The 14,565-nt window shown below is 61.1% G+C and carries 13 protein-coding genes; 12 read left to right on the forward strand and 1 reads right to left on the reverse strand.

What is annotated here, in order from left to right; translation table 11 throughout:
- Positions 1-373: 373 nt before the first annotated feature.
- Entirely contained in the window at positions 374-1,057 is a 684-nt protein-coding gene (locus YH62_RS07830; RefSeq protein WP_046793582.1) for a GntR family transcriptional regulator, read from the reverse strand.
- 308 nt (positions 1,058-1,365) lie between these two features.
- Here YH62_RS07830 and YH62_RS07835 point away from each other — a divergent pair, with 308 nt between their 5' ends.
- The 12 genes from YH62_RS07835 (at position 1,366) to YH62_RS07890 (ending at position 14,521) form a co-directional block, all read left to right on the forward strand.
- Complete coding sequence (locus YH62_RS07835; RefSeq protein ID WP_046793583.1) at positions 1,366-2,493, forward strand: BMP family ABC transporter substrate-binding protein; 1,128 nt, start codon at positions 1,366-1,368, stop codon at positions 2,491-2,493.
- Positions 2,494-2,510: 17 nt separating this feature from the next.
- Positions 2,511-3,635 (forward strand): ABC transporter permease, encoded by a 1,125-nt coding sequence (locus tag YH62_RS07840; protein ID WP_046793584.1) that lies wholly within the window; start codon positions 2,511-2,513, stop codon positions 3,633-3,635.
- 3 nt (positions 3,636-3,638) lie between these two features.
- The gene (locus YH62_RS07845; protein ID WP_046793585.1) at positions 3,639-4,568 is read left to right on the forward strand and encodes an ABC transporter permease; all 930 of its coding nucleotides are present in this window, start codon (positions 3,639-3,641) and stop codon (positions 4,566-4,568) included.
- Between the two features lie 10 nt (positions 4,569-4,578).
- Entirely contained in the window at positions 4,579-5,595 is a 1,017-nt protein-coding gene (locus tag YH62_RS07850) for a formamidase (RefSeq protein ID WP_046793586.1), read from the forward strand.
- A 10-nt stretch (positions 5,596-5,605) separates the two neighbouring features.
- Positions 5,606-6,307 (forward strand): isochorismatase family cysteine hydrolase, encoded by a 702-nt coding sequence (locus YH62_RS07855; RefSeq protein ID WP_046793587.1) that lies wholly within the window; start codon positions 5,606-5,608, stop codon positions 6,305-6,307.
- Positions 6,307-7,368 carry a ring-opening amidohydrolase gene (locus tag YH62_RS07860; protein ID WP_046793588.1) on the forward strand — a complete coding sequence of 354 codons (1,062 nt, stop codon included), beginning with the start codon at positions 6,307-6,309 and terminating at the stop codon, positions 7,366-7,368. The genes YH62_RS07855 and YH62_RS07860 overlap by 1 nt, the downstream gene beginning before the upstream one ends.
- Positions 7,365-8,915, forward strand: a complete 1,551-nt coding sequence (locus YH62_RS07865; RefSeq protein WP_046793589.1) for an ABC transporter ATP-binding protein — start codon at positions 7,365-7,367, stop codon at positions 8,913-8,915. The genes YH62_RS07860 and YH62_RS07865 overlap by 4 nt, the downstream gene beginning before the upstream one ends.
- A complete protein-coding gene (locus tag YH62_RS07870) occupies positions 8,915-9,583 on the forward strand; it encodes an isochorismatase family cysteine hydrolase (protein WP_046793590.1) in 669 nt (222 codons plus the stop codon). Before YH62_RS07865 ends, YH62_RS07870 begins: the two co-directional genes overlap by 1 nt.
- Positions 9,576-9,929, forward strand: a complete 354-nt coding sequence (locus YH62_RS07875; protein WP_046793591.1) for a cupin domain-containing protein — start codon at positions 9,576-9,578, stop codon at positions 9,927-9,929. The genes YH62_RS07870 and YH62_RS07875 overlap by 8 nt, the downstream gene beginning before the upstream one ends.
- A complete protein-coding gene (gene atzF / locus YH62_RS07880; RefSeq protein ID WP_046793592.1) occupies positions 9,926-11,746 on the forward strand; it encodes an allophanate hydrolase in 1,821 nt (606 codons plus the stop codon). The genes YH62_RS07875 and atzF overlap by 4 nt, the downstream gene beginning before the upstream one ends.
- Before the next feature lie 269 nt (positions 11,747-12,015).
- Positions 12,016-13,029, forward strand: coding sequence for an ABC transporter substrate-binding protein (locus tag YH62_RS07885; protein WP_046793593.1), 1,014 nt, complete (start codon positions 12,016-12,018; stop codon positions 13,027-13,029).
- A complete protein-coding gene (locus YH62_RS07890) occupies positions 12,947-14,521 on the forward strand; it encodes an amidohydrolase family protein (RefSeq protein ID WP_082118287.1) in 1,575 nt (524 codons plus the stop codon). The genes YH62_RS07885 and YH62_RS07890 overlap by 83 nt, the downstream gene beginning before the upstream one ends.
- Positions 14,522-14,565 lie beyond the last annotated feature (44 nt).

Genomic DNA, 14,565 nt, shown 5'->3' on the forward strand with positions numbered 1-14,565 from the left:
TGATACCTATACATATCTCCGTTTATCAAATGATACGTTAATGTATCTTCGTTCTTTAACGACATCAAGAGGAAGATATGAATAGGGATCATCAGTTTATATTTTGATCCGCCTATAGATCATTTTTAGGTAATGCCGGAAGTTGCCCGTGGCGTGGCGCGCATGCGCAACTTTATGATCGCCTTGGGTTCCAATTCCTCCGTCAGACCGTTCACGGCGGCGACGTCGAGCTTCGTTTTCCAGGCAGGAAGCCCGACTGAGCCTACCTACTCGGATGCCAAAGCCAGTGTGCATCTGAGCAGGACATCATCTCGCTCTTGAACGGATCTGAACCTACGATTTTGTTATTTCCCTTTTTGGTCTACTTGTTGAGTCACTGGTAGGATTGCGCAGGCGCAGCGAAAATGGCACTCGCATCGCTCACGATCGACACGTGATCGTAAGCTGCCTGACCGGCCTCTTCAGGATGACCCCGCAAAATAGCATTAACGATTCTGTCGTGCTCCTCGTAGGATTTGGAAAGTCTGCCCGTGAGCCGAAACTGTGCCCGGCGAAACGGCGCGAGCCGTGCCCTTGTCTGCGTGGCTAGCTCCAGAAGGTGCTCGTTATGCGCTCCACGGTAAATCCGGCTGTGGAACTCGGTGTTGTGCGCGGAATAGTGTTCCAGCAAACCGCGATCTACGAGCCGCAAAGAGGCCCGGTGTTCGACACTCAGGGCACGCCGCTCGTCCACAGTCATGCGTGCCGCCGATAGTCTGGCACAAATGCCTTCAAGTTCCGCCATCGCTTCGAACATGCTGTGAAGCTGGGTATCCGTCACGTTCGTCACGATCGCGCTGCGATTTGGCTCCCGGCCCACCAGTCCCATTGCCCCGAGTTCGCGCAACGCTTCCCTGACAGGTGTTCGTGAAACGTCGAATCGAGCGGCGAGCGAAACCTCGTCCAGTTTCTCGCCAGGCAACATCGCCCCGGTCACGATCATGTCGGCAATGGCTCGCACCATCTGCTCCACCGTTGTTCCCGCGCGGATGACCTTCCTTCGCTTTTGCTGCGTCATGATGATTCCAGAGCTACCGCCTGCACAGTGTATGCAGATGCATGAGGTCATACCGCAAATTAATGAACCGACTGAAGAGGCCTCCTGAGTTTGTGGAAGCCTCCATGCTCGGTCCAGTGACAGGAGAACCAATAGAACAGGCGATGACTGAAAAATAGTCGCTACATACAAAACTGCATACACTTTCATCTGTCACGAGTACGCTCGCAGAGAAACATCCAGAGAATCAATGCTCTAGCGACTGGCACAAGGTTTGCTTCAAAATCGCTATCCAACAACTAAAGGCCAAGCGCCGCGGGAGCATGACGATGACCCATTTCCCTTCCATGAACCGCCGAAATTTCCTTCGAGCTTCAGCTATGGGCTTCGCAGCAAGTGCCGTGCCCGGCTTCATGGCGTCTTCAGCGCTGGCGCAGGCCGAGCTGGCGGTCGGGTTCATCTATGTCGGCCCCAAGGACGACTACGGTTACAATCAGGCGCACGCCGAGGGCGCCGCGGTGGTTAAGGCGCTGCCAGGCGTCACTGTGATCGAGGAAGAGAATGTCGCCGAAACCGTCGATGTGCAGAAGTCGATGGAGTCGATGATCAACCTCGACGGCGCGGCGCTGCTGTTCCCGACTTCGTTCGGCTATTTCGATCCCCATGTGCTGGCAACGGCTGCAAAGAACCCAGATACGCTGTTTCGCCATTGCGGCGGTTTGTGGCAGGAGGGAAAGCATCCGGCCAACACCGGATCCTATTTCGGCTATATCCACCAGGGGCAGTTCCTGAACGGCGTCGCCGCCGGCCACGCTTCGAAGACCAAAAAGATCGGCTTCGTCGCGGCAAAGCCGATCCCGCAGGTGCTTCAGAACGTCAACGCCTTCCTTCTCGGCGCGCGCTCGGTTGATCCCTCCATCACCTGCCAAGTCATATTCACCGGCGAATGGTCGCTGGCCGTCAAGGAGGCCGAGGCGACAAACGCGCTGGTGGATCAAGGCGCTGACGTCATTACCTGCCACGTCGACAGCCCCAAAGTGGTTGTGGAAACTGCGGCCGGTCGCGGCGCCTTCGTTTGCGGCTACCACGCCAACCAGAGCCCTCTCGCACCGGAAAAATACCTCACCGGCGCCGAATGGGCCTGGGGCAACGTCTACAGCAACTTCGTCAAGTCGGCGCAGAACGGCGAAAAGCTCGGCAATTTCGTCCGCGGCGGGCTGAAGGACGGCTTCGTCAAGATGAGCCCGCTTGGCACGGCCGTGACGGAGCCTGCCCGCAAGCAGTTCGAAACGACGTTCACCGAGATCATGACCGGCAAGTTCTCAGTCTTCCAAGGTCCCCTCAAGGACAACAAGGGCAACGAGGTTGTCGGCGCGAGCCAAGCGTTCGCCGAAGATGCGATCGAGCTGGAAAGCATGGCATATCTCGTGGAAGGCGTCGTCGGTTCGACTTCTTGACCGGAAAGGAACCTTCCATGACGGTCGAGGCTGAAAACGCCGTCTTGCCGATCGCCATCCGGCCTTCGCCTTTCCGTCCGTTCCTGGAATGGACGGCACGGCGGGCTGAGCCGGTCGTGATCAGCCTTGGTGCGGTTCTCGTCGGGCTGGCACTGTTCTCGCTGTTCATCCTGGCGATCGGCAAGTCGCCGGTGCAGCTATTCCAGGTCATGTACACGGGCGCCTTCGGCAGCTGGTTCTCGATCCAGAACAGCTTGTCGCGTGCCGCCCCTCTTCTCCTGACCGCGCTTTGCGTAGCGCTTCCTGCACGTCTCGGCCTCATCGTCATCGGAGGCGAGGGCGCGGTCGTGCTGGGCGGCGTTGCCGCCGCGGCGACGGCCCTTCCACTGGTCGGAACAGTGTCGCCGATGCTGGCGCTTCTTGCCATGGCGATAGCCGGCATGCTGGTCGGGGGCCTCTGGGTCGGCCTGGCCGGGTTCCTGCGCCACTACCGCGGCGTCAACGAGACGATTTCCTCGCTGCTGCTCGCCTATCTCGCCATCGCACTGATGAACCAGCTCGTCGAAGGACCGCTGCGTGATCCGGCAAGCCTCAACAAGCCCTCCACCAGCCCGCTTCCCGCGGAATACATGATGGGCGACATCCCGGGCATGACGTTGCATTGGGGCCTCCTTATCGGGATCGGTGCCTGCATCCTGTCCTGGGTGCTGATCGAACTGACAAGCTTCGGCTTCGCAGCGCGCATCGCCGGCGGCAACGTCCGCGCGGCGCAGATCCAAGGCCTGCCCGTCGGCAGGCTGATCGTTGGTTTCACGGCGATTGCCGGCAGCTTCGCAGGGCTTGCAGGCATGATCGAAGTGGCCGCCGTTCAGGGTAGCGCAAACGCCTCGATCGTGACCGGCTACGGCTATACCGGCATCCTCGTCGCCTTCCTCGCCCGGCACAACCCGCTTGCGATAATCCCGGTGGCGGTCCTGCTCGGTGGTCTCGAGGCCTCCGGCGGGCTCATCCAGAGACGGCTTGGACTGCCGGATGCAACCGTAATGGTTCTGCAGGGCACGCTGTTCGTAGTCATCCTGCTTTGCGAAACCTTCTACGACCGGTTCAAGGTCTTCAACCCCGATCTATGGAAAAGGAGCTGACCGATGGAGGACACCGGTCTCGGCCTTTGGGGCGTGCCGCTCGCGATCATCGGCGGCGCCATCCGGGTTTCCACGCCGTTCATCTTCGTCAGCCTCGGTGAAACGATCACTGAGCGCTCCGGCCGCATCAATCTCGGCCTGGAAGGCACGCTCGTTCTCGGCGCGATGACCGCCTACGCCGTGGCCGCCACGACCGGGTCGACTTGGCTCGGCGTTCTCGCTGCCATGTTCGTCGGCTCGATCTTCGGCATCGTCCACGGCTGGATTTGCAAGTTTCCGAAGGTCAACGATATCGCGATCGGCATCGCCATGATGCAGTTCGGCCTCGGGCTCGCCTTCTTTCTTGGCAAGCCATTTATCCAGCCGATTGCGCCCAAGCTGCCGTCGATCCCGCTCGGGGCATGGTCGGATACGCCGCAGGTTGAGGCGGCGCTCAACATAAACGTGCTCTTCTTCATCGGCGCCGCCCTCGCCCTCGTTCTGTTCTGGGCTTTCAGGCACACTCGGATCGGGCTCATCCTGCGCGTGGTCGGAGACAGCACGGATGCGGCCCGGGCAATGGGCATCCAGCCCGACTTCGTGCGTCTGGTTGCAACTGCCATCGGCGGCTCGCTGGCGGCGATCGGCGGCGCCTATCTTTCGCTCTACTACCCGGGATCGTGGAACGAAGGCATCTCTTCGGGACAGGGATTGATGGCGATCGCCTTGGTGATCTTCGCCCGCTGGAACCCGGTCGGCTGCTTCCTTGCCGCCCTCCTGTTCGGCGGTGCCGGCGCGCTCGGTCCGGCCCTCCAGTCGGTCGGCGTCACCCAGGGCTACTACCTTTTTTATGCTGCACCCTACGTGCTCACCCTCATCATCCTGATCATGACCTCGTCGCCGAACCGCCCACTTATCGGCGCGCCCGGCGCCCTGTCGCTAACGAAATTATAGGAGCCATCAGATGAACGGACTTGGCGGTCTCAACAAATCCGAAAACGGCATCGGCATCGGCTTGGTACAGCTGCAGCTGCCGGTCACCGTTACCAAGGCGGATCTTGCAAAACAGACCCAGGTGATCGTCGATCTCGTCGGCAAGGCTCGACGTAACCAGCCGGGAATGGACCTGGTCGTGTTTCCCGAATACGCGCTTCACGGCCTGTCGATGGATATCAACCCAGAGATCATGTGCAGCCTCGACGGCCCGGAAGTCGCGGCGTTCAAGAGGGCGTGCGCCGACAACAAGATCTGGGGCTGCTTCTCCATCATGGAGTTAAACCCCGGCGGTATGCCCTATAACTCTGGCATCGTCATCGACGACGCGGGCGAACTGAAGCTCTATTATCGCAAGATGCACCCGTGGGTCCCGGTCGAGCCATGGGAGCCGGGCGATCTCGGCATTCCCGTCATCGACGGGCCGAAGGGTGCAAAGCTGGCGCTCATTATCTGCCACGACGGCATGTTCCCGGAAATGGCCCGCGAATGCGCATACAAGGGCGCCGAGATCATGATCCGCACCGCCGGCTACACGGCGCCAATCCGCGAAAGCTGGAAGTTCACCAACCACTCCAATGCTTTCTGCAATCTCATGGTCACAGCCAGCGTGTGCATGTGCGGCACCGACGGCACGTTCGATTCCATGGGCGAAGGCATGATCTGCAACTTCGATGGCACGATCATCGCCCGCGGGACATCGGGCCGGGTCAACGAGATCATCACGGCGGAAGCCCGGCCCGATCTCGTTCGCGAAGCGCGGCTGGGCTGGGGCGTTGAAAACAACATCTACCAGTTCGGTCATCGCGGCTACGTCGCCGTGGCCGGCGGCGCAGGCGACGCACCCTACACCTACATGCACGACCTCGTCGCAGGACAGTACCGCCTGCCATGGGAAGCCGAAGTCAGGGTGACCGACGGCACCTCCTGCGGTTTTGCCAAGCCGACGCGCCGATACGGCGAAACCTTCAAATCCGCAGCCGAATAGGAGAGACGAGATGGACACGCTGGTCGAGGCAAACACCCGTTATGTCACCGCCGATCCCTATCCCTGGCCCTTCAACGGCAAGCTGAGGCCGGACAACACGGCGCTGATCATCATCGACATGCAGACCGATTTCTGCGGCAAGGGCGGTTATGTCGATAACATGGGCTACGACCTTTCCCTCGTGCAGGCGCCGATCGAGCCCATCAAAGGGGTGTTGGCGGCGATGCGAACGAAGGGCTACCACATCATCCATACCCGCGAAGGCCACCGTCCCGATCTGTCCGACCTGCCGGCCAACAAGCGCTGGCGCTCCCAGCGCATCGGCGCGGGTATCGGTGACGCCGGCCCCTGCGGCCGCATCCTCACCCGCGGCGAACCCGGCTGGGATATCATCCCCCAGCTCTATCCGATCGAGGGCGAGACGATCATCGACAAACCGGGTAAGGGCTCGTTCTACGCCACCGATCTAGAGCTCATCCTCCACCAGAAGCGCATCGAGAACATCGTTCTGACCGGCATCACAACCGATGTCTGCGTTTCGACCACCATGCGCGAGGCAAACGACCGCGGTTTTGAATGCCTCCTTCTGGAGGATTGCTGCGGCGCCACCGACTACGGCAATCATCTTGCTGCGATCAAGATGGTGAAGATGCAAGGTGGGGTCTTCGGCTCCGTCTCCTCGTCGGGTGCGCTGATCGGAGCGATCTCCTGATGGCGTCCATGCGTGCATCGGTTTATCGGGTACCGGCCGCCGGGCCCGATGATGTTTCCGGAGTCGAGGCCCTGTTTGCCGCCGGCCTTAATCCTACCAATATCGTTGCGGTGCTCGGCAAGACAGAAGGCAACGGTTGCGTCAACGACTTCACCCGCGGCTATGCGACGCGAAGCTTCGAAACGCTGTTTGCCCGGCATGGTGTGAAGAACGTGCCGCTTGTCATGTCCGGCGGCACTGAGGGAGCGCTGTCGCCGCACTGGACGATCTTTGCGCGCGAATCGAGCCATGCGCCGGCGTCGCGGGCACTCGCCGTCGGGGTTGCCCGAACGCCGGACCTGCCGGCACAGCATCTCGGTCGTCGCGAGCAGGTACAGCAGGTCGCCGAAGGCGTCAGGATTGCGATGAAGGATGCCGGTATCGACGATCCGGCCGATGTCCATTTCGTCCAGATCAAATGCCCGCTGTTGACGCTCGCTCGCATCCAAGCGACGCAGGAAGCCGGTCAAACGGTGGCGACCCGCGACACGTTGAAGTCGATGGGATTGTCGCGCGGGGCCTCCGCGCTTGGCGTTGCCGTAGCCCTTGGAGAAATTGCGACGGATGCAATCGCCGACGAGGATATCGGCACCCGCTTCGATCTCTTTTCGTCCTGTGCCTCAGCATCCGCCGGCGTCGAACTGCTCGACCACGAGATCGTCGTGCTGGGCATGAGCAACGCCTGGTCCGGGCCAATGGCGATCGATCATGCGGTGATGCAGGACGCAATCGACACCGCCTCCGTTCGTGATGCCCGCGAGCGTCTTCCCGCCGAAGCCAAGCTTGCCGCCGTTCTTGCCAAAGCCGAACCCGATCCGTCCGGCATGGTGGGAGGCTGCCGCCACACCATGCTCGACGATTCCGACATCTCCGCAACGCGCCACGCCCGCGCCTTCGTCGGCGGCGTCCTCGCCGGCCTCTTCGGAAGAACCGATCTTTATGTTTCGGGCGGCGCCGAGCATCAGGGGCCGTCGGGCGGCGGGCCCGTCGCCATCATCGTGGATAAGGGAAAACTGACGTGAAGACGATACGCGATAGCGTCCTCCCGCAACCCGGCAAGGCCGTCGGCATCGAAACGATGGGGATGACCATGCGGTTTGGTGCCTTCACCGCGCTCGACGACGTGTCGATCAGCATACCCGCCGGGTCCTTCCACGCCCTGCTCGGTGAAAACGGCGCCGGCAAGTCGACGCTGGTCAAGTGCATCATGGGTTTCTACAATGCATCTGGCGGATCGCTTTCGGTGGACGGTCGGGAAGTCGTGATCGATTCACCCAAGGCTGCCGCCGACTACGGGCTCGGCATGGTCTACCAGCACTTCACGCTGGTTTCCTCGCTGACCGGCGCCGAAAACCTCGTCATCAGCCGCCGGGAGGTGCCGGGCGTCATCAACTGGGCCAAGGAACGCACCGATCTGGCTTCCTTCATGGAGCGGATGCCGTTCAGGATACCACTCGATCGTCCGGTGCGGGAGCTGGCCGCAGGCGAAAAGCAGAAGCTCGAGATCGTCAAGCAGCTCTATCTCGGCCGCTCCTTTCTCGTGCTCGACGAGCCGACATCGGTGCTGACACCGGCGGAGGCCGACGAGATGCTGGGGCTGGTGCGCGACCTCACCGAGCGCAAGGAACTGACGGTGCTGATGATCTCGCACAAGTTCCATGAGGTGATGAAGTTCGCCGACGCCGTCTCCATCCTGAGGCGCGGCAAGCTGGTCGGCGGCGGCAAGGTCGGCGAACTTTCCACCGCCGAGATGGCGGCAAAAATGATCGGCGACGTCAAGCTCGCCCAGCTCGACAGCCGCTTGCCCGTTGCAAATGCGGCCAGACCGGTTCTGAAGGTCGAGCACCTCAAGGCTCCCGACCGGACAGGACTGAAGACGATCGAGATCGACGGGCTCACGGTATGCGCCGGCGAGATTGTCGGCATCGCCGGGATTTCCGGGAACGGGCAGAAGGAACTCACCGAGATCCTGGTTGGTCAACGGCCGAGCGAGACCGGCCGGGTCGTCGTCAACGGCGAGGTTTATGGAGCGACCCGTCAGGAGGCACGCACGAACAATGTCCGCTTCATTCCCGAGGAGCCGCTGCAGAACGCCTGCGCGCCCAAAATGACGGTCAGCGAGAACCTGGCCTTTCGGATGTTCGACCTCAAGATGGACGGCCGCAAATCAATCTGGCTGTCGCGGCGGCAAATGAAGAGCTGGGCAACCACGCTCATTTCCGACTTCAAGGTCAAGACGGCATCGACGGCCTCCCCGATCGCCGCACTTTCCGGCGGCAACGTGCAGCGTGCCGTGCTGGCGCGCGAGCTGACGGGAAAGGTCGACCTTCTTATCGTTTCCAATCCCTGTTTCGGTCTCGACTTTTCCGCGGTGGCGGAAATCCGGGCGCGCATCGTGCGGGCACGAAATTCCGGTGCCGCCGTCCTGCTCCTTTCGGAGGATCTCGACGAGCTCATGGAACTATCGGACCGCATCCATGTGATGTCAGGGGGCCGGCTAGTCTATGAAACACCCGCACGAGGTGCCGATATCGGCATTATCGGCGCACATATGGCAGGGCATCACTGATGGCTGCGATCGAGGCACAGCCCTTCCCCTTCCCTGCGCGCCCGAACGAGCTGGCGCTGATCGTGATCGACATGCAGCGCGATTTTGCCGAAGCGGGCGGCTTCGGCGAAAGCCTCGGCAACGACGTCAGCCGCATCGGCAAGATCGTGCCGGACGTGAAGCGCCTGCTGGAGGGTTTTCGCGCGGCGAGCCTCCCCGTCATCCACACGATGGAGTGCCACCGGCCGGACCTTTCGGATCTGCCGCCGGCCAAGCGCGACCGGGGCAACCCGACCCTTCGGATCGGAGACCAAGGCCCGATGGGCCGCGTCCTGATTGCCGGCGAGGCCGGAACCTCCATCATCGCCGAGCTTGCGCCGGTCGACGGCGAGATCGTGATCGAGAAGCCCGGCAAGGGTGCGTTCTACGCTACCGGCCTCGGCCAAGCACTCGCGGAAAAGGGCATTACCCAGCTCGTCTTCGCGGGCGTCACCACGGAAGTCTGCGTGCAATCGACGATGCGCGAAGCCAACGATCGCGGCTTCGAATGCCTTCTTGCCGAGGAGGCGACGGAAAGCTACTTCCCGGAGTTCAAGGTGGCCGCGCTCTCGATGATCCGCGCCCAGGGCGCGATCGTCGGTTGGACCGCCCATGTCGACGACATCCTGAAAGGAATCTCCCATGCCTGAGACCATCCGTGAACAACTGACGAGAGATGGATGGAAGCAACTCCCGTTCACTCCGTTTCGTGGCGACGTCACCATCCACTGGATCCGCCCGTTCGAGGGAGACCAACCCGGTGTGGCGCTCCTGAAATATCCTGCCGGCGCCTCCGTGCCGCGCCACCGCCATGAAGGGCTCGAGACCATACTCGTGCTCGACGGCGTCCAATCTGACGAAAGCGGCGACTACGGGCGCGGCAGCTATATCGTCAACGCTTCCGGATCCCAGCACTCGGTCTGGAGCGAAAGCGGCTGCGTCGTCCTGATCCAGTGGGATCGGCCCGTGACCATTCTGGAAGAGGAAGTAGCATGACCCCCACCCTGCCAGCGCTCGACATCGCATCACTTCACGACTTCTATCGCAAGGGCGGCAACGTCACCGACGTGATCGAGGCGGCCTACGCCCGTATCGAAGAGGTGAACGATCCAGGCATCTTCATCCATCTCGCGGACAAGCACAAAGTTCTGGCCGAAGCAAAAAAGCTTGGCGCCTTTGATGCGGCAAAGCCGCTTTTCGGCATCCCTTTTGCGGTCAAGGACAATATCAACGTTGCTGGCATGCCCACCACCGCAGCCTGCCCTGACTTCTCCTATCTGCCAGAAAAAAGCGCCACTGTCGTCACACTGCTGCAGCAGGCAGGCGCACTCGTCATCGGCAAGACCAATCTCGACCAGTTCGCCACCGGCCTGGTTGGCGTTCGCTCGCCCTATCCGATCCCCAAAAATGCCATCGAGTCGACCCTCGTACCGGGAGGCTCGTCCTCCGGTTCGGCGGTAGCTACCGCCCGCGGTATCGTTTCCTTCGCACTCGGAACGGATACGGCTGGCTCAGGCCGCATCCCTGCCGGCCTCAACAATATCGTCGGCCTGAAGCCCAGCCTTGGCGCACTATCCACCACAGGTGTCATCCCCGCCTGCAGGACGCTCGATTGCGTCTCGGTCTTCGCGCTGACCGTAGACGATGCCTGGCGCGTTTTTGAGACAGTCGCCCGGCCGGATGAGACCGACGCCTATTCGAGGCCCATACCCGCCAAAGGCTTCGGGTCCGTCCCGCCTGTTCTGACGATTGGAGTTCCCGCGAATGCCGATCTCAGATTCTTCGGCGACACGGCAATGGAAGAAGCCTACGGGCAAGCCCTTGCGGCGCTGGAGAAGCTTGGCTATAGGCTCGTTGAAATCCCCTTCGCCGATTTCTATACGGTGGCCAACCTGCTCTATGAAGGCGCCTGGGTGGCAGAACGCTACGCAGCGGTGAAGGATTTCTTCGATGCTCAGGAAGATAAGTTCCACCCGGTGACCCGCAGGATCTACGGCGGGGCGAAGATGCTTTCTGCCGCGGATGCCTTCAACGGCCTCTACGCTCTTCAGGCATTGAAGAAAAAACTTGCACCGGTGATCGCTTCCGTCGACATCTTCTGCGTACCGACAGCGCCACGCCACTTTACGGTGGCAGAACTCGAGGCCGAACCGCTCCGAGAGAATTCTCGCCTCGGCACCTATACGAATTTCGTCAACCTCATGGATATGTGCGGCGTTGCTGTACCGACCGGCACGAGGCGGGACGGCCTGCCTGCAAGTGTTACCCTGCTCGCCACGGCTGGCAAGGATGGTCTGGCAGCAACAATCGCACGCCAACTTCACGTGGCAAGCGGCCTGACACTCGGAGCGACACGCTGGCGACAACCAGCGCCTGCCCAGGTCGAGCCGTCGGATGTCGCCGACGACCTGATCGATCTCGTCGTCGTCGGTGCGCATCTCTCCGGCATGCCGCTCAACCATCAACTGGTCGAACTCGGCGGACACTTTTCCCGTATCGCCCGCACCTCTGGGGACTACAGGTTATACGCCCTCGCCGGCACCGTTCCTCCCAAGCCCGGTATGGTAAGGGTGCCTCAGGGACAGGGGGCTGCGATCGAGGTAGAGATCTGGCGCCTGTCGCCGGCCGCCTTCGGCCAGTTCGTAGCCGCCATCCCTTCTCCCTTGGGGATCGGCACGGTCTCGCTTTCGGATGGGACCTCGGCCAAGGGCTTCCTGTGCGAGCAGATTGCAATCGAGGCCGGCGGAAAAGACATTAGCAGCCTTGGGGGCTGGCGCGCTTACTGCTCTGCCGGTGAGGCCGTACTCGCTTAAATCCGACAAGCCAGCGCAACCATTTCGGCATCACATGTGCACGAAAACAGCAATAGCCCGCCCCACAGTCTGCACCTAACGTTGCGCTGCTACCCAACCTGCCATCACAGGAACCGGGGCAGCCACCGCAACAGATGGTCCTTAGCGCGTCACCATTGGCAAGCCACAGATCGGATAGGCGACTTCCGCCCGCATGATCGGCCTCGGCGAAGTCATGCACGCCTTGCGACGATGTTGAGGAAGACAAGACCTTCAGAATGGGAACAGAAATGAGAAAACTCATCCGATCGCTGGTTATACCCGTACTTATGTTTGCCTCGCAGGCACAGGCCACAGATCTACCGATCAAGCTGACGCTCGACTGGAAAATCCAGGGCATCCACTCGTGGTTCTACATGGCCAGAGACAAGGGCTATTTCGCCGAGGAGGGACTGGATGTTCAGATCGATCAAGGCGAAGGCTCGGCGGTAACGGTCACCCGCATCATGTCAGGCGCCTATGATGCCGGCTTCGGCGACATGAATGCCATTATCCAGAACGCATTGTCAAAGCCCGACGAAGCACCCGTCATGGTCTACCAGATCTACAACCAGCCACCTTTTTCCGTGCTGGTCAAAAAGGATGGGCCTGTCAGTGACCTCCAGCAGCTCGCCGGCTTGAAGGTCGGCAGCCCGGCTGGTTCGGCTGCAGGCCGCCTCTTCCCCGCGCTCACATCCAAAGCCGGCATTGATCCGGCAAGCGTGGAGATCGTCAATGTCGCACCAAACCTCCAGGAGCAGATGCTGATCCGGGGGAATGTAGATGCGAGCCTGGTCTTCAACGTCACCAGCTATCTCAATCTTGTCGGCCTCGGCCTGGATCCCGATGAGGACTTCACCTGGTACAACTATGGCGACTGCGGTGTGGACATCTACTCGAATGGCCTCATGGTTTCCCGCAAATTGATAAACGAGCACCCGGAAGCCGTTCGGGGGTTGGTAAAAGCGGTCAATCGCGCCATGGTGGAGATCGTCGGTGATCCGGCGCTCGGTGCTGCCACGGTCAAGGCGATTGAGCCGCTCGTCGACGAAGCGTTGGAAAAGCGCCGGATCGAGTTCGCTATCAAGAACCTGATCGTCTCAGAAGAGACCGGCAAGGTGGGATTGGGCGGCATGGATATTCCCCGTCTTGCCCGGTCGATCGAGACCATCAAGGCAGCCTATGAGCTCCAAGGTGAGGTGGCGCCGGAACGGGTATTCTCAGCCGAATACCTGCCACCTGTCGCAGAACGAACCCTTAACTAACCCTTTGGAGGCCTCGGAGCCGTCCGAGGCCGTCACCACCGATACCGGGATGATCATGACCGACCGGCAAATCATAGTTTCGCAAGCCTTGATCGGCCCCGATTACGAGCCGACAGGACCTGTTAAGCTTCGGATCGAAGCGGGACATGTTCGCGAAATCCGGCCCGTATCTCAGGAGGACACGGTACCGAGGCTTCTAGCAATCCCGGCTCTGGTCGACGGGCATAATCATGCAAGGCCTCTGTCGCCGACGTCGTTCGGGGGGGGTATGAAGCCACTCGAATCCTGGCTGCCCTCCCTCGCCGGTATCCCGTCCGTAGATCCGTACCTTGCTGCGGCCGCCTCATTCGGTCGATCCGCTCGGGGCGGCTGCGTCGGTGTTATGGTGCATCTTATCCGTCCCATGGGGCGCGAGCCTTTGACGAAAGAGGTACACCACTATGCGCGCGCCGCATCTGACGCAGGCCTATCGATCGGCTTTGCGGTCGCCATGCGGGACCGCAACCCGATCGTCTACGGCAGTCATTCGGCGATCGCTGCGAAACTGGCGGACCGATTTCGGATAGACGATATCTGGCGGGCCGAAACCATGTCGCCGGAGGATCAGGTCCAGCGTGTCGCCGATGTAGCGGCGGAAATGCAAAGCCACTCCCACGTGGATGTGCAATTCGGTCCTAACGGCGTCCAATGGTGCTCCGATCGCCTCCTGCAAGCAATCGCTAATGCATCGGCGGAGACCGGGCGTCGGGTGCACATGCACTTCCTGGAAACCCGCGAACAGCGGAAATGGGCCGACCGCACCTATCCTGGGGGCATCGTCGAGCGTTTGCGCGAAATCGGCCTTTTGTCCCCACGCCTCACACTTGCTCACTGCGTTTGGGCGAGGCCGATGGAGCTAGCTGTCCTGGCGCAACACGGAGTGACGGTCGCCGTCAATCCATCGTCGAATTTGCACCTGCGGTCGGGCATCGCAGGCGTCGGGCGAATGAAGGCTTCTGGCTTGCGGTTTGGACTGGGTTTGGACGGATGTGCCTTCGACGAGGATGACGACGCCCTGCGGGAGCTGCGCCTGTTCCGTCTGCTCAACGCCGGAATTGCCTTTGACGAGCAGATAACGCCCGCCGACGCGTTGGCCGCAGCCTGCGCGACCGGTCGGGAAATTATTGGCCTTGGCACCGGAGGACGGATCGAGGTCGGCATGCCTGCCGATCTACTCCTGCTCGATCTCGACAGGCTCGATAAAGACCGCGTTACAGACGTCGATCCGCGCCACTATCTCTTCGCCCGCGCCACACAGGAGCACATCATCGAGGTCATCAATGGCGGGCGGACGATTGTTCGCGATGGACAGGTTGTCGGCTTCAACCTGGATGCCGCAGAGAACACTCTTCGCCAGCAATATCGGGTGGCGATGAGTTCGACGCGGCATGTCCGGGAGGCCTTTTCGGCGCTTGAGCCATTGATCGGTGAACATTACCGAGGCTGCTGCTAAGGGTGTCCGCTGGCCGCGGAGCGAAAGACCGGTTCGTCACGCAG

The sequence above is a fragment of the Rhizobium sp. LC145 genome, assembly GCF_001005825.1.
GTDB lineage: Bacteria > Pseudomonadota > Alphaproteobacteria > Rhizobiales > Rhizobiaceae > Neorhizobium.

Bases quoted from the DNA above. Each gene is read 5' to 3' on its own strand.
- YH62_RS07830 (WP_046793582.1), bottom strand. From the start codon at position 1,057: ATGACGCAGCAAAAGCGAAGGAAGGTCATCCGCGCGGGAACAACGGTG.
- YH62_RS07835 (WP_046793583.1), top strand. From the start codon at position 1,366: ATGACCCATTTCCCTTCCATGAACCGCCGAAATTTCCTTCGAGCTTCA.
- YH62_RS07840 (WP_046793584.1), top strand. From the start codon at position 2,511: ATGACGGTCGAGGCTGAAAACGCCGTCTTGCCGATCGCCATCCGGCCT.
- YH62_RS07845 (WP_046793585.1), top strand. From the start codon at position 3,639: ATGGAGGACACCGGTCTCGGCCTTTGGGGCGTGCCGCTCGCGATCATC.
- YH62_RS07850 (WP_046793586.1), top strand. From the start codon at position 4,579: ATGAACGGACTTGGCGGTCTCAACAAATCCGAAAACGGCATCGGCATC.
- YH62_RS07855 (WP_046793587.1), top strand. From the start codon at position 5,606: ATGGACACGCTGGTCGAGGCAAACACCCGTTATGTCACCGCCGATCCC.
- YH62_RS07860 (WP_046793588.1), top strand. From the start codon at position 6,307: ATGGCGTCCATGCGTGCATCGGTTTATCGGGTACCGGCCGCCGGGCCC.
- YH62_RS07870 (WP_046793590.1), top strand. From the start codon at position 8,915: ATGGCTGCGATCGAGGCACAGCCCTTCCCCTTCCCTGCGCGCCCGAAC.
- YH62_RS07875 (WP_046793591.1), top strand. From the start codon at position 9,576: ATGCCTGAGACCATCCGTGAACAACTGACGAGAGATGGATGGAAGCAA.
- atzF (WP_046793592.1), top strand. From the start codon at position 9,926: ATGACCCCCACCCTGCCAGCGCTCGACATCGCATCACTTCACGACTTC.
- YH62_RS07885 (WP_046793593.1), top strand. From the start codon at position 12,016: ATGAGAAAACTCATCCGATCGCTGGTTATACCCGTACTTATGTTTGCC.
- YH62_RS07890 (WP_082118287.1), top strand. From the start codon at position 12,947: ATGAGCTCCAAGGTGAGGTGGCGCCGGAACGGGTATTCTCAGCCGAAT.